At 60.6% G+C, this 20,199-nt stretch carries 18 protein-coding genes and 1 pseudogene; 4 read left to right on the plus strand and 15 right to left on the minus strand.

Going from position 1 to position 20,199, the window contains the following annotated elements:
* Nucleotides 1-226 precede the first annotated feature (226 nt).
* From rplL to C0V97_RS02870, 14 genes are all read right to left on the minus strand, one after another.
* Nucleotides 227-601 carry a 50S ribosomal protein L7/L12 gene (rplL, locus tag C0V97_RS02805; RefSeq protein ID WP_023979011.1) on the minus strand — a complete coding sequence of 125 codons (375 nt, stop codon included), beginning with the start codon at nucleotides 599-601 and terminating at the stop codon, nucleotides 227-229.
* 78 nt (nucleotides 602-679) lie between these two features.
* Complete coding sequence (gene rplJ / locus C0V97_RS02810; protein WP_062165691.1) at nucleotides 680-1,198, minus strand: 50S ribosomal protein L10; 519 nt, start codon at nucleotides 1,196-1,198, stop codon at nucleotides 680-682.
* Nucleotides 1,199-1,491: 293 nt separating this feature from the next.
* Nucleotides 1,492-2,184 carry a 50S ribosomal protein L1 gene (gene rplA, locus C0V97_RS02815; protein WP_127100458.1) on the minus strand — a complete coding sequence of 231 codons (693 nt, stop codon included), beginning with the start codon at nucleotides 2,182-2,184 and terminating at the stop codon, nucleotides 1,492-1,494.
* Nucleotides 2,185-2,188: 4 nt separating this feature from the next.
* Nucleotides 2,189-2,623, minus strand: coding sequence for a 50S ribosomal protein L11 (gene rplK / locus C0V97_RS02820; RefSeq protein ID WP_025885428.1), 435 nt, complete (start codon nucleotides 2,621-2,623; stop codon nucleotides 2,189-2,191).
* A 103-nt stretch (nucleotides 2,624-2,726) separates the two neighbouring features.
* Complete coding sequence (locus C0V97_RS02825) at nucleotides 2,727-4,349, minus strand: efflux transporter outer membrane subunit (RefSeq protein ID WP_127100460.1); 1,623 nt, start codon at nucleotides 4,347-4,349, stop codon at nucleotides 2,727-2,729.
* Nucleotides 4,346-5,629, minus strand: a complete 1,284-nt coding sequence (locus tag C0V97_RS02830; RefSeq protein WP_127100462.1) for an efflux RND transporter periplasmic adaptor subunit — start codon at nucleotides 5,627-5,629, stop codon at nucleotides 4,346-4,348. The genes C0V97_RS02825 and C0V97_RS02830 overlap by 4 nt, the downstream gene beginning before the upstream one ends.
* Nucleotides 5,626-8,796, minus strand: coding sequence for an efflux RND transporter permease subunit (locus C0V97_RS02835; protein ID WP_127100464.1), 3,171 nt, complete (start codon nucleotides 8,794-8,796; stop codon nucleotides 5,626-5,628). The genes C0V97_RS02830 and C0V97_RS02835 overlap by 4 nt, the downstream gene beginning before the upstream one ends.
* A gap of 233 nt (nucleotides 8,797-9,029) precedes the next feature.
* The gene (locus C0V97_RS02840; protein ID WP_233581926.1) at nucleotides 9,030-10,448 is read right to left on the minus strand and encodes a HAMP domain-containing sensor histidine kinase; all 1,419 of its coding nucleotides are present in this window, start codon (nucleotides 10,446-10,448) and stop codon (nucleotides 9,030-9,032) included.
* A complete protein-coding gene (locus C0V97_RS02845) occupies nucleotides 10,435-11,160 on the minus strand; it encodes a response regulator transcription factor (protein ID WP_127100466.1) in 726 nt (241 codons plus the stop codon). The genes C0V97_RS02840 and C0V97_RS02845 overlap by 14 nt, the downstream gene beginning before the upstream one ends.
* A 47-nt stretch (nucleotides 11,161-11,207) precedes the next feature.
* Nucleotides 11,208-12,440 (minus strand): DNA recombination protein RmuC, encoded by a 1,233-nt coding sequence (locus C0V97_RS02850; RefSeq protein ID WP_370264906.1) that lies wholly within the window; start codon nucleotides 12,438-12,440, stop codon nucleotides 11,208-11,210.
* Nucleotides 12,441-12,708: 268 nt separating this feature from the next.
* Nucleotides 12,709-13,035, minus strand: coding sequence for a hypothetical protein (locus tag C0V97_RS02855; protein WP_233581927.1), 327 nt, complete (start codon nucleotides 13,033-13,035; stop codon nucleotides 12,709-12,711).
* 49 nt (nucleotides 13,036-13,084) lie between these two features.
* Nucleotides 13,085-13,621, minus strand: a complete 537-nt coding sequence (locus C0V97_RS02860) for a type 1 glutamine amidotransferase domain-containing protein (protein WP_127100468.1) — start codon at nucleotides 13,619-13,621, stop codon at nucleotides 13,085-13,087.
* Nucleotides 13,622-13,765: 144 nt separating this feature from the next.
* Nucleotides 13,766-14,944: an aminoacetone oxidase family FAD-binding enzyme gene (locus tag C0V97_RS02865; protein WP_127100470.1), complete on the minus strand. Its 1,179-nt coding sequence runs from the start codon at nucleotides 14,942-14,944 to the stop codon at nucleotides 13,766-13,768.
* 15 nt (nucleotides 14,945-14,959) lie between these two features.
* Nucleotides 14,960-15,628 (minus strand): glutathione S-transferase family protein, encoded by a 669-nt coding sequence (locus C0V97_RS02870; RefSeq protein WP_127100472.1) that lies wholly within the window; start codon nucleotides 15,626-15,628, stop codon nucleotides 14,960-14,962.
* Between the two features lie 98 nt (nucleotides 15,629-15,726).
* Here C0V97_RS02870 and minC point away from each other — a divergent pair, with 98 nt between their 5' ends.
* The 4 genes and pseudogenes from minC to C0V97_RS02890 form a co-directional block, all read left to right on the plus strand.
* Nucleotides 15,727-16,485, plus strand: a complete 759-nt coding sequence (gene minC, locus C0V97_RS02875; protein WP_233581928.1) for a septum site-determining protein MinC — start codon at nucleotides 15,727-15,729, stop codon at nucleotides 16,483-16,485.
* Between the two features lie 113 nt (nucleotides 16,486-16,598).
* Nucleotides 16,599-17,414 carry a septum site-determining protein MinD gene (gene minD, locus C0V97_RS02880; protein ID WP_127100474.1) on the plus strand — a complete coding sequence of 272 codons (816 nt, stop codon included), beginning with the start codon at nucleotides 16,599-16,601 and terminating at the stop codon, nucleotides 17,412-17,414.
* Nucleotides 17,411-17,683, plus strand: coding sequence for a cell division topological specificity factor MinE (minE, locus tag C0V97_RS02885; protein ID WP_127100476.1), 273 nt, complete (start codon nucleotides 17,411-17,413; stop codon nucleotides 17,681-17,683). The genes minD and minE overlap by 4 nt, the downstream gene beginning before the upstream one ends.
* Nucleotides 17,684-17,710: 27 nt before the next feature.
* Nucleotides 17,711-18,079, plus strand: a pseudogene (locus tag C0V97_RS02890) (YidB family protein); the annotation flags it as partial.
* A gap of 743 nt (nucleotides 18,080-18,822) precedes the next feature.
* Here C0V97_RS02890 and C0V97_RS02895 read toward each other — a convergent pair.
* Complete coding sequence (locus tag C0V97_RS02895; protein WP_127100480.1) at nucleotides 18,823-20,013, minus strand: SMP-30/gluconolactonase/LRE family protein; 1,191 nt, start codon at nucleotides 20,011-20,013, stop codon at nucleotides 18,823-18,825.
* Nucleotides 20,014-20,199 lie beyond the last annotated feature (186 nt).

Genomic DNA, 20,199 nt, shown 5'->3' on the forward strand with positions numbered 1-20,199 from the left:
TCTCGCACCAGACCTTCGGGTCGTCCACACGCCAGGAAACCTGACATGGCGGGCGACCGGAACGACCGGCACCGTGAATTCGTAAAGTTGTTGCGTGACAACCGGCCCTTATACAGGGTTTGTCTGCAACGGCAAATCGGGCGGAAACCCAAAAGGATTTCCGCCCTGACCTGTCTCAATCCACAACCGGCTCCGCCCGGGGGCGAAGCGCGGTTCGTGGGCTTGATTACTTGACTTCGACCTTGGCGCCGTTGTCTTCAAGCAGCTTCTTGATCTTGGCTGCTTCGTCCTTGGAAACGCCTTCCTTGACGGTCTTCGGAGCGCCTTCGACCAGGTCCTTGGCTTCCTTCAGACCCAGGCCCGTGATGCCACGGATTTCCTTGATCACGTTGATCTTCTTGTCGCCGGCTTCGGCGAGGATCACGGTGAACTCGGTCTGCTCTTCAGCAGGAGCAGCGGCAGCGGCCGGGCCAGCAGCAGCAACGGCAACCGGAGCAGCAGCGGAAACGCCCCACTTCTCTTCGAGCAGCTTCGAGAGTTCAGCAGCTTCGAGAACGGTCAGAGCGGACAGTTCGTCAACGATTTTGTTCAGATCGGCCATGATGATGGTCCTATATGGTAACTGGTTTTCGATTCACAACCCGCGCTCCTGAAGAGGAGCGGTGCTGCGTAAGACAATTCAGGCGGCTTCGCCGGTCTTGGCATAGGCGCCGAAAACGCGAGCAAGCTGGCCGGCCGGAGCCTGGACAACACCTGCGATACGCGTAGCGGGGGTAGAAATCATACCCACCAGCTGCGCACGCAGTTCATCCAGCGACGGCAGCGCGGCAAGAGCCTTGACACCATTCGCATCAAGCGTCTGGCTACCAAGGGCGCCACCGAGCACCACAAGCTTCTCATTCGTCTTGGCGAACTCGACGATCGCCTTCGCGACTGCAACCGGATCCTCAGACCACGCAAGCGCGGTCGGGCCCTTCAGCAGCGGAAGAATCCCGTCGAATTGGGTCCCATGCAGAGCGAGGCTGGCCAGCCGGTTTTTCGCAACCTTGTACGTCGCACCCGCCGCACGAACGCGTCGACGCAGCTCCGTCACATCAGCTACCGTGAGACCTTTGTTTTCGGTCACGACAACCATGGACGTGCTGTTGAACACGTTGGCGAGGAATTCGACGAAGGCCCGTTTTTCCTGACGGTCCAAATCCATTCTCCTCGTCAGTCCGGAAATTTTGGCTTCCAGACCGGGTTACCCATGGCACTTCCCCGCAATCGGAAAAGTACCGCTCGCCTGTCCATTCAATCGGAACCCAGCATTCCGGCAGGTTGCCCTACCCTTGTCTGCTGGCGCCCCGTCTCCCGCTCGCGGATCCCTCTCAGGATCCCTTAGGCTGTTCCGTAGAACAGCACGCCCGGTCTCGGACAGGTTCGGAAGCGGAGAAATATCCCCGCCCCTGCGCCACCGCACGGCCAGGCCGCGCGGTGTCATCTCTCAAATCAGGCCGTGAACGACGCCACGTCGACGCGCACACCCGGGCCCATCGTGGAAGACAGGGCTGCCTTCTTCAGATAGGTACCCTTGGCACCGGTCGGACGTGCCTTCTGGACGGCATCAACCAGAGCCTTGATGTTCTCGACCAGCTTGTCTTCACCGAAGGAAGCCTTGCCAACGCCAGCATGGATGATACCGGCCTTCTCGGCGCGGTATTCGACCTGGCCGGACTTGGCTGCCTGAACGGCGCCCTTCACGTCCATGGTCACCGTGCCAAGGCGGGGGTTCGGCATCAGGCCGCGCGGGCCGAGGATCTTACCCAGACGACCGACCAGTGCCATCATGTCCGGGGTCGCAATGCAGCGATCGAACTCGATTTCACCGTTCTGGATCTTCTCGGCCAGGTCTTCCGCACCGACGACTTCCGCACCGGCTGCCTTGGCTTCTTCAGCCTTGGGGCCACGAGCGAAAACGCCAACGCGCAGGGCCTTGCCCGTGCCGTTCGGCAGCGAGATCAGACCACGGACCATCTGGTCAGCGTGACGGGGATCGATGCCGAGGTTCAGCGAGATTTCGATGGTCTCGTCGAACTTGGCTTTCGCATTGCCCTTGACCAGAGCAACGGCTGCGGACAGGTCATACTGCTTGTCGGTGTCGACCGTCGCGCGGGCGGCGTTCAGCCTCTTGTTCTTGGCCATAGGATCAGCCCTCCACCACGTTCAGACCCATCGACTTGGCCGAACCGGCCAGCATGCGCACAGCGCCGTCGATGTCATTGGCGTTCATGTCCTTGAACTTCTCTGCAGCGATCTCGCGCAGCTGCGCGGTCGTGACGGAGCCAACAGCGGCAGACTTGCCGACCGTCTGGCTGCCCTTGGAGACCTTGGCGGCCTTGAGCAGGAAGTAGGTGTTCGGCGGGGTCTTGGTGACGAAGCTGAACGTACGATCCGCATAGGCCGTAATAACGACCGGGATCGGCATGCCGGGCTCGAGAGTCTGCGTCTTGGCGTTGAACTCTTTGCAGAACTGCATGATGTTCAGACCGCGCTGACCCAGGGCCGGACCGACTGGCGGCGACGGATTCGCCTTGCCGGCCGGGATCTGCAACTTGATGTAGCCAACTACTTTTTTGGCCATATCCGGGACTCCTCAATGGTTTGCCCGAACCGCGGTTCCAGTGAGGCGTTGCCGATCCTGCGATCGCTTACGCCTCTCCCGCGTTCCGAATGGGAGCGGCCCCTTACCGCCCCTGAGCCGGGGCTGTCAAGCCTTTCGTGGTCGCTCCCATCGTGTCATCGCCGCTCAGATCCTGGTCCCCGGGTCCCGTGCGCGTATCCACGTCACCCGCCGGGCGCGGATGATGCAGCCCGTCATATTGCAGCACACCAATCGGATCGATGGACTTGATCGAGGGCAATGCCGAACGATCCCAGCCACCGCCCAGAGCCTTGATCAGGCGCACGCTGGCCTGAAGCTGGATGGTCTGGGCCTGAACCGCGTCAATACGCGCCACAAGAGCCGCCTGCTGCGCCACAACCACATCGAGGTAGTTGGTCAAGCCGCCCGTATAGAGGGCCATGGTCATGCGCTGTGTGCGTAGGGCCGCATCAACGGCCGCATATTGCTGCTTCTGCTGATCTGCGAAGGCGCTGGTCTGGGAAAGACCGTCCTCCACATCCTGAAAGGCCGAGAGCACGGTCGAGCGATATCGATCGGCGCTCTCGCGGTATTGGGCCCAGGCGCGCTGCAAGGCGGCACGACGTAGACCGCCCGTAAAAAGCGGCTCAACCGCCTGCACCCCGTAACTCCACATGGAATTCCCGAGGCTGGCCAGGTCGAAGCCGTTATTCATGAAACCACCATTCAGGCTGAAGGTGACGTCAGGATAAAAAGCGGCACGCGCAACACCGATCGCCCGGCTATTCGCGGCGAGATTACGCTCGGCAGAAGCGATATCGGGGCGACGTTCGAGAAGCTGCGAGGGCAGACCACTCGGAATACGTAGGATGGAATAAGGCAGGACCTGCGTCGTGGAGGGGGCAATATGGAAGCTGCCCGGCACGGTGTTCACCATTACCGCTATGGCATGTTCCAGCACCTGACGCTGGGCGCGTACATTGCTTTGCGACGCCATGGTCGCAAAAAGCTGGTTCTCGGCGCGTGAGACATCCAGCCCGGCCGCAATCGCCCCAGCCTGACGCAGCTGGGTGATTTTCACCGCAGTCTGATAATAGCGGATCGAGTCGGCATAGACCGCATACTGGGCATCAAGCCCACGCAGACCGAGATAATTGGACGCCAGTTCGGCTTCGAGCATCAGGCGCAGATTGGCGTAATCCGCCGCACTGGCCTGAGCCATATTCTTCTGCATGCGTGTGGAATTGCGGATACGGCTGAAGAAATCCGGCTCCCAGGTCGCCGCACCACTGTAGAAGACGCTCGACTCGGTCGTGGGCGAAGTCGCGGTATTGCCGCGCCACAGACGCGTGAGCGATGTCTTGTTGTTCGACATCCCCGCAGAGCCATTGAGTTGCGGGGCAAGCTGCGCCTCGGTCTCTCGCGCGATATCGCGTGACTGGGTGAAGATCTCCGCCTGAGCCTGAAGGTCAGGGTTCGACGCCAGCATCTTCTCCTCAAGGGCATTCAGCTGGGCATCGTGGAACACCTCCCACCATTTTCCCTTGGGCACGTCATCAGCTGGTCGGGCATCTACCAAGACGCCCTTCCCTTTCCACCCATCGGGGTAGATGAATTTGGGAGCCTGATAATTTGGCGCGAGGTCGCAGCCAGACAGGAGCGAGAGGCTGAACACGGCCCCGGCAATGCTCCCGCGCAGGGCACGTCTTGTGGAAGACCCTCTCATCGGCGCGCCCCGTTCTCATTGCTGCCACCGTCATCATCCTCGGGCGCAGGCTGATGCGGCTGAGGCGCAACGTTCTTGCGCGGGGCTGCCGTTGCATCGTTATAACCGCGCGTCGAGGGAACCACCTTCACCTCATCCCCTTCGAGCATATCGGCTGTGGGATTGGCCACAATCTGATCCTTGGCGGCAATCCCCCCCAGAATCTGGATGGTCATTCCATAATTGATGCCGGTTTTCACGTCGATCAGGTGAATGCGATTATCCACCACCGTGGCGAGCTGCGTGCCCTGGGCGCGGAAGATCAGCGCATTGACCGGCACAATCAGAACACCCGGCTCGCCCGGTGCCGTGAAATGCGCGGTCGCGTAGGAATCGGGCCAGAGTGAGCCATCCTCATTGCTGAGTCCCAGCTCGGTTGTGACCGTGCGCGTTGCCGCGTTGAAGGCCTGCGCGGTAGCAAGGAAGCTTGCGTCATAAACGCGCCCTGGAAACTGCGGCAGGGTCAGCTTGGCTGCAAGCTTGTCCGAAATCACCGCCGCATAATCCTGCGGGACGGAAACAAACACACGCATGCGATGCGTATCCGCCACCGTGAAGAGTTCGGAGGCATTGCCGCGCGAATTCAGGTCCCCGCCACCCGCATTGACGTAATCGCCCACATTGACGAGACGCGACGTCACGATGCCATCGAAGGGCGCCACGATACGCTTGAAGTTCTCGAGTGCCTCGAAACGCTCGACCTCATGTTGTGCCTGATCGACCTGCGCCTTCTGGGCGGCGGCATTGGCGGCCTGCACGTCGACCTCCTGACGGGACACAGCCTGAGTGTCACGCAGATCCGCCCAGCGCTTGGCCGTGATGACGGCCAGTTTGTAACGCGCGAGAACGACATTGTAGTTGGCCTTGGCAGCTTCGAACTGTGCATCGAGGCTCGGCGTGCTGATCTCGGCAAGCAGGTCGCCAGATTTCACATGGGCGCCGTAATCCTTGTACCACATCTTCACATAGCCGGAGACCTGCGCGTAGATCGGCGCCTGATACCAGGCGGCCAAATTGGCAGGCAGGTCGAGATGACGCTCTGCCGGTCCCGGCTGCGGGTTGATGAGGCTGACCCGCGCGCGCGCATTATCTTCAGCTTCCTCACGCAGGGTGCTGTAATGCATCGAGCGCCCGATGATACCCCATGCCGCGATCAGAACAGCGATACCGAGCACGATGAGAATGATGAGGCGGCCCCGCTTGCGGTTCTGCTCGGCACCTGTTTTCGGGTGCTGGGTCATGCGTGGGCTCCCTCATCGCCGCGCTCATGCGGCTTTCTGTAATGGACAATGGCAAAAACGCAGGGGACGAACAGGAGCGTCGCTGCTGTGGCTACAATCAATCCGCCAATCACGGCCTTGCCGATCGGGGCGTTGTCGGAATTGCTCATGGACATGGGCACCATGCCGATGATCATGGCGAGTGCCGTCATTAGGACCGGGCGAATACGTTCATACCCGGCCTCTAGCGCGGCTTTCAGCGCATCCCCATGGATCTCCATACGCTCACGCGCGAAGGATACCACCAGAATGGCATTGGCCGTGGCTGTACCCATGCACATGATGGCCCCCGTCAATGCGGGTACCGAAAGCGAGGTATGGGTCAGGAACAGGCTCCAGGCGATGCCGCCCAACGCACCCGGCAACGCCGTGATGATGACAAACGGATCGAGCCAGGACTGGAAGTTCACGACGATGATCAGATAGACGAGCGTGATCGACATCGCGAGACCAATGATCAGCTGCGAATAGGCATCGGACATCGTCACGGCCTGACCGCGCACCACCAGATGCGAGCCGCGCGGCAACTCGGACTTCATCGAATCCGCCACGTCCTGCACAGAGCGTGCCACTGTGCCGAGATCGATATTCTCGTTCGCGGCGTAGATATCGAACACGGGCATGATGTTGTAATGCGCAACTTCCGCCGGGGTGCCCGTCTGCTCGATCTCGGAGAGCGCGCCCAGAAGCTGAGGCTGGGCGTTCGTCGGGTTGCCGTCACCACGATCAATCGGCACCGTCTTCAGATCATTGAGTGTCTGGAGGTAGTTTGCCGGGGTCTGCACATCGATGAGCTGCGCCACGCCCGAGCTGTTCAGGTAATAGACCTGCCCCACCTGCGCACTGCCCGAAAGCACAATCAGCGCGTTCTGCGCGATATTCTGCTCGGTGATGCCGGTACCGAGCGCGAAGCTGCGCTTGGCGTTGATGCTGAGCGTCGGCTGGGTCATGGGCTGCTGGATGGACACATCCGTGATGCCCGGAATGGTCGCCAGCTTGCGACGCAGCTTCTTGGCAAAGGCGAAATTGCCGTAAAGATCGCGTCCCACCACCTGCACGTCGAGCGGCGCGGGCAAACCGAAATTCAGGATCTTCGCGGTCAGATCGGCGGGCTGGAAAGTGATCTGCGTTCCGGGAAAAGCCTCGATCAGCCCGGCCCTGATCTTGCGGCGATACTCGGCCGTCGGGCTCTCATCGTTCTTGAGCGAGACCGTGATATCACAATCTTCGGTGCCCACGGTCGGGGTTGGGATGAAGGCCTGATTGAGCTGTGAGAAAGGTAGACCACAGTTGTTCAGCACTGCGTCGATCTGACCGGGCAGAATCTCGTGCATCTTCTTTTCGATCAGCACGGATATCTTGCCGGACTCCTCCAGACGCGTCCCGATGGGCGCGCGCATATGCAGTTGCAGGGTGCCGGATTTGATTTCGGGGAAGAAATCCTCGCCGACAAAGAAATAAAGCCCCGAGGACAGGATCGACACCGCCATGAAGAACGGGACGAATTTCTTCCTCTCCTCGATCAGGCCACCCAGCACAATCTTGTAGCGCTCACGGAAGCGGAAAAAGCCGCTCTCGAAGCCGCGCTGGAACCGCCCGAAAAAGCCGGGCTCCCTGCCGTCATCGCCACGTTCATGGGCGGCCACCTGCGCGGCCAGCATCCAGTTGGCCATGGTCGGCACAAGGGTTCGTGACAGAATGAACGAGGCGATCATGGCGAAGATGATGGCTTCGGCCATCGGCATGAACAGCCAACCCGCAACGCCGGTCAGTTCGAAAAGCGGCAACCAGACGATACAGATACAGGTGGTGGAAACGAAGGTCGGCACGACAATCTGATTGGCCGCATCGATGATGGCCATTTCCAGATCCTTGCCCATCTCAAGATGGGCGTCGATATTCTCGATCATGACGGTGGCGTCATCGACAAGGATACCGACCGCCAGGGCCAGGCCGCCCAACGTCATCACATTGATGGACTGCCCGGCGAGACTCAATCCGATGACCGAGCAGAGAATGGCGAGCGGAATGGACGTCGCCACAATCAGGGTCGAGCGCCACGACCCAAGGAAGAGCAACACGGCGAGAGAGGTCAGCAGCGCAGCGATAATCATTTCGCGCACCACGTCCTCGACCGAATCCTTCACGAAGCCCGAGGCATCGGTCAGGATCTTGATGCTCGTGCCCTTGGGCAGGGTCTCGATCACCTGAGGCAGCAGCTTCTTCACGCCAGCCACCACGTCGAGCGTCGAGGCATCGCCGCTTTTCATGATGACCATCATGACGGCCTGACGCCCCTTCACCAGCACCATATTGGCCTGTGGTGGGCCGCCGCGATGCACATGGGCCACGTCGCGCAGATAGACCACCGCATTGCCCACCTGCTTGAGCGGCAGGTTATTGAAAGTCTCGACCTCGCGCGGCTGTGCGTTGGTGCGCACCATGTAGTCGAACGGTCCGATACGCTGATCGCCAGCGGGCAGTACGATATTCTGCTTGTTCAGCGCCGTGCTGACATCCACTGCCGAGAGGTTATGCGCCATCAGCTTGGAGGGATCGATATCCACCGTGATGTAAGGCGCGAGCCCTCCATAAGGGTTCGGGATCGATACGCCGGGCACGGAAACGAGCTGAGGCCTGATCAGGTTGGAGGCCATGTTGTACAATTCGGAGCCGTTCAGCTTGTCCGAATTGATCTGAAGCGTGAGCACCGGCACGGAAGACGCATTATAGGCCAGAATAAGCGGCGGCGTGGCGCCGGTCGGCAACTGCTTGATGACGGTCTGCGACACGGAGGTAATCTGTGTCTGCGCCACGGAGGTATCGGTACCGGGCTGGAAATAGACCTTGACGATACCACGCCCGTAATACGAGCCACTCTCGATATGCTCGATATTATTGACCGTCGTGGTCAGGGTGCGCTCGTAATAATAGACCACACGCCCGGACATATCCTCGGGCATGAGGCCCAGATACGACCACACGATCGCAACGACCGGAATATTGATGTTCGGGAACACGTCGGTCGGCGTCTTGATGACCGATCTGACGCCGAAAATCACGATGAAGATGGACAGGACAACGAAGGTATAGGGGCGCTTGAGCGCGGTGATGACAACCTGATTCATGCCATCGACCCATCACCCAGTCCGGCCACCACCCTATGCCTGTGCGCGTAGCCCGGCATGGAGTGACTCCATCCGTTTCCCGATATCATCAAGCAGGTTCCTTTTTCTGTTACAGCCAGACATACAAATCCAGCCGGGGGCGACAAGGAAAATTCCTTTTAAGTTCCGTTCTGGAACGACCTTTCATCGTGCTGTCACAACCTGCCCAGCCTGTATACGGGACCGGGCGCGGATCAGGCGGGCTCTGGACTGCTGGAGGCTTGAAAGATCATCTCGAACGCGCACCCCCTCGTCGCCGCGGTCCCATCGCCATCTGCAATGGCCAGCTCGACACCATGCAGGCGCAGGATCGCCATGACCAGACTGAGTCCGAGCCCGCTCCCCGGCACGTGACGACTTTTATCCGAGCGATAGAAACGCCCCAGCACGGCCTCTCGTTCCGCCTCCGGAATACCGATACCGGTATCCGCGACGCGCAGATTGATCACGCCCGGACCGGGCGTCACCGACACGGTGACGTGCCCATCCGACGGGGTGAATTTCATGGCGTTATCGAGAAGATTGGCGAGAACCTCGACGAGCAGATCGCGATCCCCGAAGGTGACGAGCGCATCACTCGCGGGTGCGGCTACGACCAGACTGGTCAGGACGAGACCATTCGTCTCGGCTATCGGCTCATACAGATCGACGATATCGGCCACCAGATCGCCGAGATTCACATAGGCAAATCCCGCACGACGCCGACCGTTTTCGATTTCGCCGATACGCAAGAGCGCCGTGATGACCGAGAAACACTGGTCCAGATCCTGGGTCGCCTGCTCGATGACGGAATTCAGATAATCCGCGTCATGCGGGCTCGATGTCGCCCTCTCGAGCCGCGCCCTCACTCGTGAAAGCGGTGTCCGCAGGTCATGGGCGATGTCATTGCCCACATCGCGTATCTCATCCATCAGATGCTCGAGGCGGTCCAGCATGCGGTTGACCGACCCGGCAAGACGCTCGAGTTCGTCGCGCTCACGCCCGGCAGGCAGACGTTCATGCACATCGCCCTGCATGATGCGGTCTATCGCCTCGTGCATCGTCTTGACGCGGGCCAAGGCGCGGTGACTGAGCACGACCCCCGTCAATAATGCGAACATCACCACAGGGAAGACCGAAAGCAGCGCGCCACGCCGTATCATGTAATGCAGTTCGGAGAGCAGATGCAGCGAATGCGCCAGCACCAGAATACGGCCGCCCGGCACCTTTACAGCGAGAAACCGCATTTCATAAGGCGCGTCATCGGTGGGAGAGAGCGTCAGGCGATGGACCTTGCCATCCACCGTCAACCCCTCGGGCCATGCCTTCAGATCGCCTGCGATATGATGGTAATGCCCGTCGAACAGCCCGACCCAGTTGATCACCACGCGTAATTCGTTGCTGGCCCGCTCACGCACCTGATATTCAAGACGTTCGGGTGTCTCCTGCACCAGCACATCAGCCTCGCGATGGAGGATACCGCTGGAGCGTTCGGACTCGAAATGCGTCATCTGCACAAAAAGCAGAACGAATTGCAGCACCATGCCGCCAATGATGGCGGCCACGAAGGCCAGGGTCAGCCGGAACGTGGCTGTGCGAAAAACGCCGAAGCGTGACGTATCAGTGAGAGACACGCAGCATGAACCCCGATCCGCGAATACTGTGGATCAGGGGCGTCTCACCCGTGCCATCGACCTTGCGCCGCAGCTTGCCGATATGAACATCGACCAGATTGGTCTGGGGGATGAAGCGGTAATTCCACACATCCTCCAGGAGCATGGTGCGTGTCAGAACCTGATTGGGGCGGCGCATTAGATATTCGAGCAGCCGGAATTCCCGTGGCAACAACTCGATGTCACGCCCATCGCGCGTCACGGTGCGATCAATCAGATCCATATCCAGCGGACCGACGCGTAATGTCGTGGCGCGGGTGTCATTCGGGCGGCGCAAAAGCGCCTCGATACGCGCGACCAGCTCGTCCATGGCGAAAGGCTTGGTCAGATAGTCATCTCCACCGGCCTTGAGCCCGGTTACACGATCATCCACAGCGGAAAGCGCGGAGAGAACGAGGACAGGGGACTGGACATTCTGACCGCGCAGCTTCTCGATCACGGAGAGCCCATCGAGCAGTGGCAGCATGCGGTCGAGCACCAGGAGGTCATAGACTTCGCTCGTCGCGGCCTCGAGACCGGCCTGACCCGTCGAAACGTGGGAAACCGAAAACCCGCGCGCCGCGAGTTCCTCAACCACCTCTTTCGCCAGCGTATCGTCATCCTCGACGAACAGGATACGCGCCTTGGAAGGCACCTCGAGCGGGACAGTAGAGGGGCTGTGATCCGGTATCATGATGTCCTCTGTGCCGAAACATGGCCCGTTTCGATAGTAAATTCCGCTTAAAGCTCGTCCAGTGTTTCAAGGTCGTCACCCGGAACCTGCCCGTCAAGACCACGAAGCTTGCGCCCCAGAACGCGGGTACGCCGTCTCGCCTCATCGATGGTATTGCTCATGGCACCTGCGCCACGCGCGAGTTTTTCGAGCACGCCATCCATGCGCAGCATCTCCTGGCGGGTGAGCCCCAGAAGCCGCGCAATTGCATCGGTACGCTCCTCCAGCGCCAGGGTCACATAACCGAGATGAACGGTGCGCAGCAGGGCGGGGATAAGCGACGGCCCCATGACGATGACCCTATGGATACGCCCCACCTCGTCGATCAGCCCCGGTATACGGGCGACTTCCATATAGAGCCCATCGGTCGGCAGATAGAGGACGGCGAACTCCACAGTCAGCGGCGGGTGAATATATTTCTCGGCAATCTTGCGCGCCTCAAGGCGCACGGCATTATCGAGGGCACGGCGCGCAATGCGCTCGGCTGACGGGTCGGTACGGTCCACAGCATCGAGCAGGCGCTCATAGGCTTCGGTCGGGAACTTGCTGTCGATCGCAAGTCGGGGCGGCACGGCGCTACGCACGGGCATACGCAGGGCAAATTCGACCGTCTCACTCCCCTCACCGATCCGGAAATTACTGTCATAGGACCCGGTAGGCAGGATATCGTCGAGGATGGCCCGCAGCTGTGCCTCCCCCCAGCCGCCGCGCGTCTTCACATTACCAAACAGACGCTTCAGATCGCCGATCTGGGCGGTGACCGCAGAGACCTCGCCGATGGCCTTTTGCATGGCCGCAATCTGCTCGACGACGCGCTGGAAAGAGGTCTGCATCTGCTTTTCGACCGTCACGTGCAACTGCTCACTGACCGAGGCCCGGATCTGGGTCAGCTGCTCGGCATTCTCACGCATCATTTCACGGAGCATTTCGCCCTGAGCCAGTCTGGATTCGGACAGATCCTGCCCCAGACGCTGACTCAGCGTGGCCAGCCTGTCCGCTACGTCGGAGCGCTGCTGTTCGAGACGTGAGACAAGAACGCGCTCGGTTTCCATCAAGGCCGTGCGATGGAAATCGCTCTCGGCCCCGCGCTCGGCGGCATCACGCTCGAGCAGAACATAGATGCGCGAGAGCAGGTCACGATCTGTCCCACGCCGTGAGAGGCGGGACCAGAGAAAAACGGCCACGGCCAGCGCAAGCGCGGCAACGAGCCAGGGAAAAAAACTGAAGAAATCCTGCGACAATTCGGGCTCCGTATTCTGCTCCGAGTATAAGAACAAAATAGGAATGACGAAAGTCGTTTCCCGCGCGGCGCGCCTCTGAACCCATCAGCGCGGGCGCGCGACCAGCCTCACGTTGAGATTGTCTCGAACGCTGCGACAGCTGCAATCGCCTGGCTCTCAGGAACCAGGCCTCGACGTGCAATTCAACGCAGTTGCCGAGGACCGCCTCCACGTGGCCCCATATCCCACAGGACGGGTCCTAGCCCATCATGGGAGGGTGGCCGTCAGATCAGGGCTGGTGGATGTTGCCATAGGAGGCTGCACCAATCCCCGGGCAAGAGCAGGGGTTACCGAGCGGCACCTGTGTGGGCATCTTGCAGGTGTAGATCCCGGCCTTGCAGGTATAGCCGTAGCCGACCACCTGCATCCCCGGCGGGGTCGGGCCCGGGGCCGCCGTGCCGGAACAGGCGGCCAGCAGCGACAGAGCCGCGAGCCCTCCCAGGATACGGGCGGAACGGCGGAACGGTGCGGGAGCATTCATCGGATCATTACCTCTTTGTTTGCGGGCCGGCTCCCGAACGACCGCGCTCTGCCTCGGCAGAACACGGCCAGTCATGACACACGGCCTCCTTGAAGCGCAGAACGGCCGAGAATAAGGGCGGTTTTCAGGCAGATTTGTCACGATATTGCGTAACAAGCGCCGCACAGAAGGCGGGCAGATCATCCGGATTGCGCGATGTGAGCAGATTGCCATCCACTACGGTTTCGCGATCCACCCATTTTGCCCCGGCATTGAGAAGATCGGTTTGCAGTGAGGGCCAGGAAGTCAGGGTGCGCCCCTTTACCCCACCGGCCTCGATCAGCGTCCACGCGCCGTGGCAAATACTGGCGATCGGCTTATCCTGCGCGACGAAGCCGCGCAGGAATGCAATCGCGGCTTCATCGATCCGGAGCGCGTCCGGGTTGGTGGTCCCACCAGGCAGCAGGATACCGGCAAAATCGAGATCGGCGGCCTCACCGATCGTGGCGTCGACCGCGATTTTCGACGCGGGCGTCACGTCGCCTTCCATGGCCTGAATCTCCCCGTTCGCAGGAGAGACCACCATGGTCCTGAAACCAGCACCCTCGAGCGCCTTGCGGGGCTCGACAAGCTCACATTCCTCGACCCCGTTCGTGGCAAGGATGGCAATGCACTGACTCATGAAACGCACTCCTTATGCCCTGGACCGGGCGGATATGATCGTCATGCCAAGACGCGGCATACGCGTGGCGGTTCGCTCTGCCGTCCCGCAATCCGGCTGAGGGGTCTACGCGGCGGGAACTGACCTGCCTGGCAGGGCCTGCGCTTACCGCCTTGTGGCAATCGCCCTTCCGGCAGCGACGCCGCTGGACCAGGCCCACTGGAAATTATAGCCACCCAGCCAACCCGTCACGTCAACCGCCTCGCCTATCGCGAAAAGGCCTGGCACGTCGCGGGATTCGAGCGTCTTGGAAGAAAGGGCACGCGTATCGATACCGCCCTTCATCACCTCGGCCTTCGCATAGCCCTCTGTACCCGACAGACGCGGCCGCCACCGTCCGATCTGCTCCGCCAGAGCGATGATCCGCTTGTCGGGAAGATTGGCGAGCGTGCACTCGAGATCAGCCAGGGTGTTACTCGCAATATGCCGGGCGAGACGTTGTGGCAGATCCTGCAGGAGCGAAGTGGGCTCGGCACGCGGACGGGCCTTCTTGATCTCGCCCAGCGCGCTGCGTGCATCGCGCCCGGGCATCATGTCGATGGCGGGGGCATCAAGCGGCCCGTCCTGGTAGGAGGAAATCTGCAGGATGGCGGGGCCGGACAGCCCACGATGGGTAAAGACCATACCGTCCGTAAAACCTGTCTTGCCAATGCTGGCCCGTACCGGCAGCGAGACGCCCGCCAGCTCAGGCAGCGGCGTTTCGAGAGTGAGTGGCACCAGCCCGGGCACGGTCCTGACGATCTCCAGGCCAAATTGCCGCGCAATCCGCAAGGACAAGTCCGAAGCCCCAAGCTTGGGGATGGAGAGTCCCCCCGTGGCGAGCACGAGCGCGCGCGCCTGTACCTCGCCCGCATCGGTCTGGACACGAAAGACGTCGCCTGCCGTCACACCGCGTATGGTGGTGTTGAAGCGCAACGTGCAGCCCTCGGCCTCATGCAGCAGCAGGCTCACGATATCCCGCGCGGACTCCGAGCAGAAAAGCTGGCCTGCCGCTTTTTCCTGCCAGCCAATCCCATGCCGCTCGACCAGTGCTAGGAAGTCGCGCGGCGTATAGCCCGCCAGGGCCGAGCGCACGAAGTGCCGATTGGCGGAGAGAAAATTCTCGGCCTTCGCATCCAGATTGGTAAAATTGCAGCGGCCACCCCCAGAAATCAGGATCTTGCGCCCCGGTTCGGCAGCGTGATCGAGCACTACGACGGATGCTCCGCCCTTGCGCGCCGTCGCAGCAGCCATAAGCCCAGCCGCTCCCGCGCCGAGAATGGCTGCGTCAAAAACCTCGCTCATAAATATCCGGCCTTATCAGAAATCAAGATCGGCATAATGCGCGGGCGGGTTGAACCCGTTGACCCGGTCATTGAGCAGGGAGCGGAAGCTGGGACGCGATTTCATGCGCGCATACCAGTCCTTTGCCGCAGGGGCCTTGGACCAGTCGATATCGCCAATATAATCGAGGCATGAAAGATGCGCGGCCGCTGCGAAATCCGCCATGGAGAGCATATTGCCCGCCAGCCAGGCACGCGTCTCGGCCAGCCACCCGATATAATCCAGATGAAAACGCATATTGGCATAGCCTGCGCGCAGCGCCGTTCCATCGGGATTACCGCGCCCTGCCAGGCGCTTGTCCACCTTTTCACCCAGAAGATTGCGCGAGACTTCATGGCCGAACTTGCCCTCGAACCAAGCCATGAGACGCCTTACTTCCACCCGCTCGGCCAAAGTCCGTCCCATAAGGGGCGTGTCGGGATAGGCCTCCTCGAGATACTCGCAGATCACCCACGCATTCGGAATCGATAGCCCATTCTCCTCAACGAGCAAAGGCACATCGCCCGCAGGGTTGAGCGCGAGGTAATCGGGGCGGTTTTCCCAGACTTTTTCCGTCTTGGGCTCATAGGGTAACCGTTTCTCGGCAAGAACGAGCCTGACCTGACGACTTTGCGGCGAGAGCGGCAGATGATACAAAATGCGCATGCTGTATTCTTAAGCGTCTGCCCTGTTGCGAAGCAAGAGAGCTGACCCCTCGCCCAGCCCCTATTTCCGCCCCTGATCCCCCAGAGCATTTCCAGACGATGACAGACCAGACGACCCGCGCCGATATCGACCCCGCGCCCGCCAGAGCGCCCATGCGCATCCGGGCACGCGGGCGCTCCTTTCTGGCGCTCGTTCTCTCTCCCGAGGCACCGTTGACCGAATGGCTCTCGGGTCTCGACAACCAGATTGCCCGCTCGGTCGGTTTCTTCGCCGGTCGTCCCGTGATTCTCGATCTGGGGCTCGTCGCTCAGGATGCCGAAGGACTCGATCAGTTGCAGGAAGAACTGGTCGCGCGCGGCATCCACATGATCGGCCTCGAAGGCGCTGACAGAAGCTGGGCGCAGCTTCAGGACTGGGAATGGCCTGCGTCGCTTGAAGGCGGCCGAGCCAGTGGCAGTGTCGAGTTTCCCGAAGCCACGACCGAGACGGGCGAGGCGCCGGAGCCGGTCCTGCCCTCGACCCAGCGTGCCGAGAGCCTGATTGTCGATCGGGCCATACGCTCGGGCCAGAGCATCATGCATCTGGATGGCGATATCGTGGTCCTTGGGTCGGTCGCCTCGGGCGCGGAACTCATCGCGGGTGGGTCCATTCATGTCTATGGCGCCTTGCGCGGACGGGCGATCGCCGGGGTCGGCGGACAGCCGGGTGCGCGTATCTTTGCCAGCAGGATGCAGGCCGAATTGCTCGCCATCGACGGGTTTTACATGATCGCCGAAGAAATCGAGGCGGGATTGCACGACCAGCCCGCCCAGGCCCTGCTCACTGAGGACCGTGTAACGGTGACAAAACTCGCCTGAACGGAACTATTTGCATTCTGGCGATTGCGGCGCGAACCCATTCCTCATTAGTATTAAATTGGCCGCACCATAGGGATTGCGGTGGTTTCCGTTTGAGTTTTGGTGGAGCGCACATGGCTAAGGTGCTGGTAGTCACATCCGGTAAGGGCGGGGTCGGCAAGACGACCACGACAGCAGCACTGGGTGCCGCTCTCGCCCAGTCGGGTCAGAATGTCGTGGTGATCGATTTCGATGTCGGTCTGCGCAATCTTGACCTGGTGATGGGCGCCGAGCGCCGCGTCGTGTTCGACTTCATCAATGTGGTCCAGGGCGATGCCAAGCTCTCCCAGGCCCTGATTCGTGACAAGCGTGTCGAAACGCTCTCGATCCTTCCTGCCTCGCAGACACGCGACAAGGATGCCCTGACCGCCGAAGGCGTGGCTCAGGTCATCGAGGAACTGCGTGACAAGTTCGACTGGATCATTTGCGACAGCCCGGCCGGTATCGAGCGTGGCGCGCAGATGGCGATGTATCACGCCGATATCGCGGTGGTCGTGACCAATCCGGAAGTCAGTTCGGTGCGCGACAGCGACCGCATCATCGGAATGCTCGACAGCACGACCGAAAAGGCCAAGAACGGCGAGAAGGTTGAGAAGCACCTCCTCATGACCCGTTACGACCCGTCGCGTGCCGCCAAGGGTGAGATGCTGAACACGGAAGACGTGCTCGAAATCCTCTCCATCCCGCTCCTGGGCATCGTGCCCGAAAGCGAGGAAGTGCTGCGCGCCTCGAATGTCGGCGCTCCCGTCACGCTCTCGAACCCCGAATCAGCCCCGGCGCGCGCCTATTTCGACGCGGCGCGTCGCCTCCAGGGCGAGAAGCTCGAGATCCAGGTCCCGCTTGAGCGCAAGGGGCTGCTCGACTGGCTGTTCAAGAAGAGGGTCGCATGAGCCTGTTCGGACTTTTCACCAAGCGCAATACCAGCGCTGTCGCCCGCGACCGCCTGCAGATTCTGCTCGCCCATGAACGCTCCGGAAATGGCAACTCGGAGCTGATCAGCCAGTTACATCGCGAGATCCTTGAAGTGATCAAGCGTCATGTAGCGGTCGATCAGGACAAGGTTCAGGTCAAGCTCGATGGTGGCCTCGATGGATGCTCGGTGCTCGAGATCGATATCGAAATGCCGCAGATCGACAAGGAAACACGACGCTCGGCCTGAGCCCAAGGGCCAGCGCATAATCGGAGACAGGATTTGAGCGGTTTTTTCGGTTCGATGATCAATTCCGCCCTCGGTTCCGTGGGGGACAAGCTCAAGGAGAAGCTGGGAGGCAGCATTGGTGAATATCTCACCAGTGAGCAGGGCATCCAGACACTGATGGATCAGGCGCGGCGCGCTGGTCTGGAGGATAAGGTACGCTCCTGGATTGGTTCCGGTGAGAACCTGCCCATCTCCGCAGATGAACTGCGCGCCCTGCTGACGGACGAGCAGGTGCAGATGCTGGTCTCCAAGACGGGCCTGCCTGCAGGCGCCCTCTTGCCTGCCCTGGCTCAATTCCTGCCTTCCGTGATCGATCATCACACGAACGAGCAGGGTGAGGCGCCACCGACCGCCTGACCCGCAAAAAATCAGGATAAGAATAAGGATAAGCCAGGCCATGATCCGGGCTTATCCTGCCGATTTTTCTACCGGTTTGATCCTGTAATTTCAGTGCCGTAATTCGACAATTGCTTCGGCGTTTCGGTCACCGGATAGGGCTTCACCCCGGTGAGCGAGGCCGCTCCGCGCATGACGCGTGACCCGTCAGCGCCCCGGCTACCTGATCTACTCCCTCCTTACTCCCAGACGCGCTGCCCCGGGCCCTCCGCCAAAATCGCAGCAAACTTGTCTCGATAACGACCCATGTGCACCTCACCTTGGTTAGCAGGGATGCGGCAACGAGCGCTGTGAGAACATCGACATAAGTACTGACCTCGATGGTAGTGAACCATGAGAACATATCGGGAAGGGTCATGCTCGCAACACGCAGCCCGTCATTCCCTCCATACCAGATCAGCAGGCACCCGAGCCCGACCAGCCCCACAGCGAGCATCAGATGCCAGCGTCTGAGGCGGTTTAGTGCCTTTGCGGGTAAGTCTACCATCCATCGACGCAGGAGCTGGCCTGTCGGCGTATCCCGGGACACGCTCATGAAAGCCCATAACAACAGAACAGTAATAGCTACGCTCATAGCGTCTTTTCCGTTCCCTCCCCCAGATCGCGTGGAACTGCCCTAAACTGGATCACGACGCCAGACGATGAGCAGCCCCACTCCGCGCTAGATTGAACCCGATGATTTGCCCACAGACAGGCGGACGGCGTCAACCGTGCATGTGCGCGACGGTTTGGGGACTGGCATCGAGCGGCCTGGGTGGCTCGACCGGGAACCGGATCAGCAGATAAGGGGGCTTGCGGCGGTTCTGCCCATCATTGAACGAAGGCAGGCGATTCCACTGCCCCAATGTGCAATAGATCCAGTCGGCAGTCGCACAGATCCCATCGGGTGAGAGAATGCGGGCGTCACGTACGGCCATGGAAATCGCTCCGTCCGGATCGCGGCGCAAAATGCAGTCATGCTCGTAATTCGTGGTGTAAAGCCGTCCATGACGGTCAAAGCAGAGCCCGTCTGCAGTCCCCTTTTCACCCTCATCACGTATTTGGGCACCCAACTCCTCATCAGACAGGGTCTGGTCGGCAAGGGTCGCTGCCGAGATACTGTACAGTCGCCGGCTTGTGAGGGGCGCGTAATAAAGCCGGGACTCATCGGGCAGAAGAGCAATGCCATCGGCCCCGCCTGATACCATCTGGGGATGATGGGGAATGTAACGTCTGGGCTCGCCTTCGACGATCGCCATGAAGCCGGGCACAGCCTGGGTCGAGGGGTGGTGGGCCAGTACACGCTTGGTGCGCCCCGTGGCGATGTCAGCAACGATCAGTGCGGGCTCCGTGCCAAAAGAGGAATCGGTTACGAAAACAGTTCCCTTGGCCCCGACAGAAAGGGCCACACGCAAATCGTTCATATGGCTGTCGCGCCGCATCACCGGCGCCTCGAGCAAAATCTTGTGCACCACCTTGTCTTGCGCCGGATCGATACACAGGATCTTTGCCGCCCCTTCGGGGATATCATGGCCCGCCAGCTTGCCGTCATCAATCACCCAGAGACGTCCCGCCGTGTCAGAGGTGATCCCGTGCACCGACATCAGCCTGTCCTCAGGCGCCTTTTCCGAGGGAAGGCTCAGCGCATCTGAAGGGTAAGGGACGATAGCCCCGTCCTTGACTTCGCCCAGCGTCGCCCCGGGGTGATTATCCGCGTGACGCGGAAAGCTTACGAACATGCGCCCATTGGGCAGCACCGCCACACCCGATGGGCCCGGACCGTCGAAACGCGCCACAATGTCAAAATCTCCCGATGAACTCGTGCCGTCATCGGCGTTTCCTGCTGCGAGAGCGGGCGTTACCAACCCCATCGCAGGCGCAAGAGAGGCAGCGGAAAGAAAGGATCGACGCTTCATGGCGAGATGACCTCAGTCGGGAATGCATAGGTTTTCAACGAACGCCGGGCTGAGGCGGTAGCTTCCTCCCTAAAATGCTTTTCATGAGCTCGCGGCCTGTCGCCAATTTGTCACACTCTGCAATAGAGGCGCATCGACACCCTGATCACTATTGTTATGTTATATCATACAGAATAGGAACGAAGC

Origin of the sequence: Asaia sp. W19, assembly GCF_003994335.1 — a bacterium.
Classification (GTDB): domain Bacteria; phylum Pseudomonadota; class Alphaproteobacteria; order Acetobacterales; family Acetobacteraceae; genus Asaia.

Coding starts and splice junctions, on each gene's coding strand:
- rplL (WP_023979011.1), bottom strand. CDS start 601: ATGGCCGATCTGAACAAAATCGTTGACGAACTGTCCGCTCTGACCGTT.
- rplA (WP_127100458.1), bottom strand. CDS start 2,184: ATGGCCAAGAACAAGAGGCTGAACGCCGCCCGCGCGACGGTCGACACC.
- rplK (WP_025885428.1), bottom strand. CDS start 2,623: ATGGCCAAAAAAGTAGTTGGCTACATCAAGTTGCAGATCCCGGCCGGC.
- C0V97_RS02825 (WP_127100460.1), bottom strand. CDS start 4,349: ATGAGAGGGTCTTCCACAAGACGTGCCCTGCGCGGGAGCATTGCCGGG.
- C0V97_RS02830 (WP_127100462.1), bottom strand. CDS start 5,629: ATGACCCAGCACCCGAAAACAGGTGCCGAGCAGAACCGCAAGCGGGGC.
- C0V97_RS02835 (WP_127100464.1), bottom strand. CDS start 8,796: ATGAATCAGGTTGTCATCACCGCGCTCAAGCGCCCCTATACCTTCGTT.
- C0V97_RS02845 (WP_127100466.1), bottom strand. CDS start 11,160: ATGATACCGGATCACAGCCCCTCTACTGTCCCGCTCGAGGTGCCTTCC.
- C0V97_RS02855 (WP_233581927.1), bottom strand. CDS start 13,035: ATGACTGGCCGTGTTCTGCCGAGGCAGAGCGCGGTCGTTCGGGAGCCG.
- C0V97_RS02860 (WP_127100468.1), bottom strand. CDS start 13,621: ATGAGTCAGTGCATTGCCATCCTTGCCACGAACGGGGTCGAGGAATGT.
- C0V97_RS02865 (WP_127100470.1), bottom strand. CDS start 14,944: ATGAGCGAGGTTTTTGACGCAGCCATTCTCGGCGCGGGAGCGGCTGGG.
- C0V97_RS02870 (WP_127100472.1), bottom strand. CDS start 15,628: ATGCGCATTTTGTATCATCTGCCGCTCTCGCCGCAAAGTCGTCAGGTC.
- minC (WP_233581928.1), top strand. CDS start 15,727: ATGACAGACCAGACGACCCGCGCCGATATCGACCCCGCGCCCGCCAGA.
- minD (WP_127100474.1), top strand. CDS start 16,599: ATGGCTAAGGTGCTGGTAGTCACATCCGGTAAGGGCGGGGTCGGCAAG.
- minE (WP_127100476.1), top strand. CDS start 17,411: ATGAGCCTGTTCGGACTTTTCACCAAGCGCAATACCAGCGCTGTCGCC.
- C0V97_RS02895 (WP_127100480.1), bottom strand. CDS start 20,013: ATGAAGCGTCGATCCTTTCTTTCCGCTGCCTCTCTTGCGCCTGCGATG.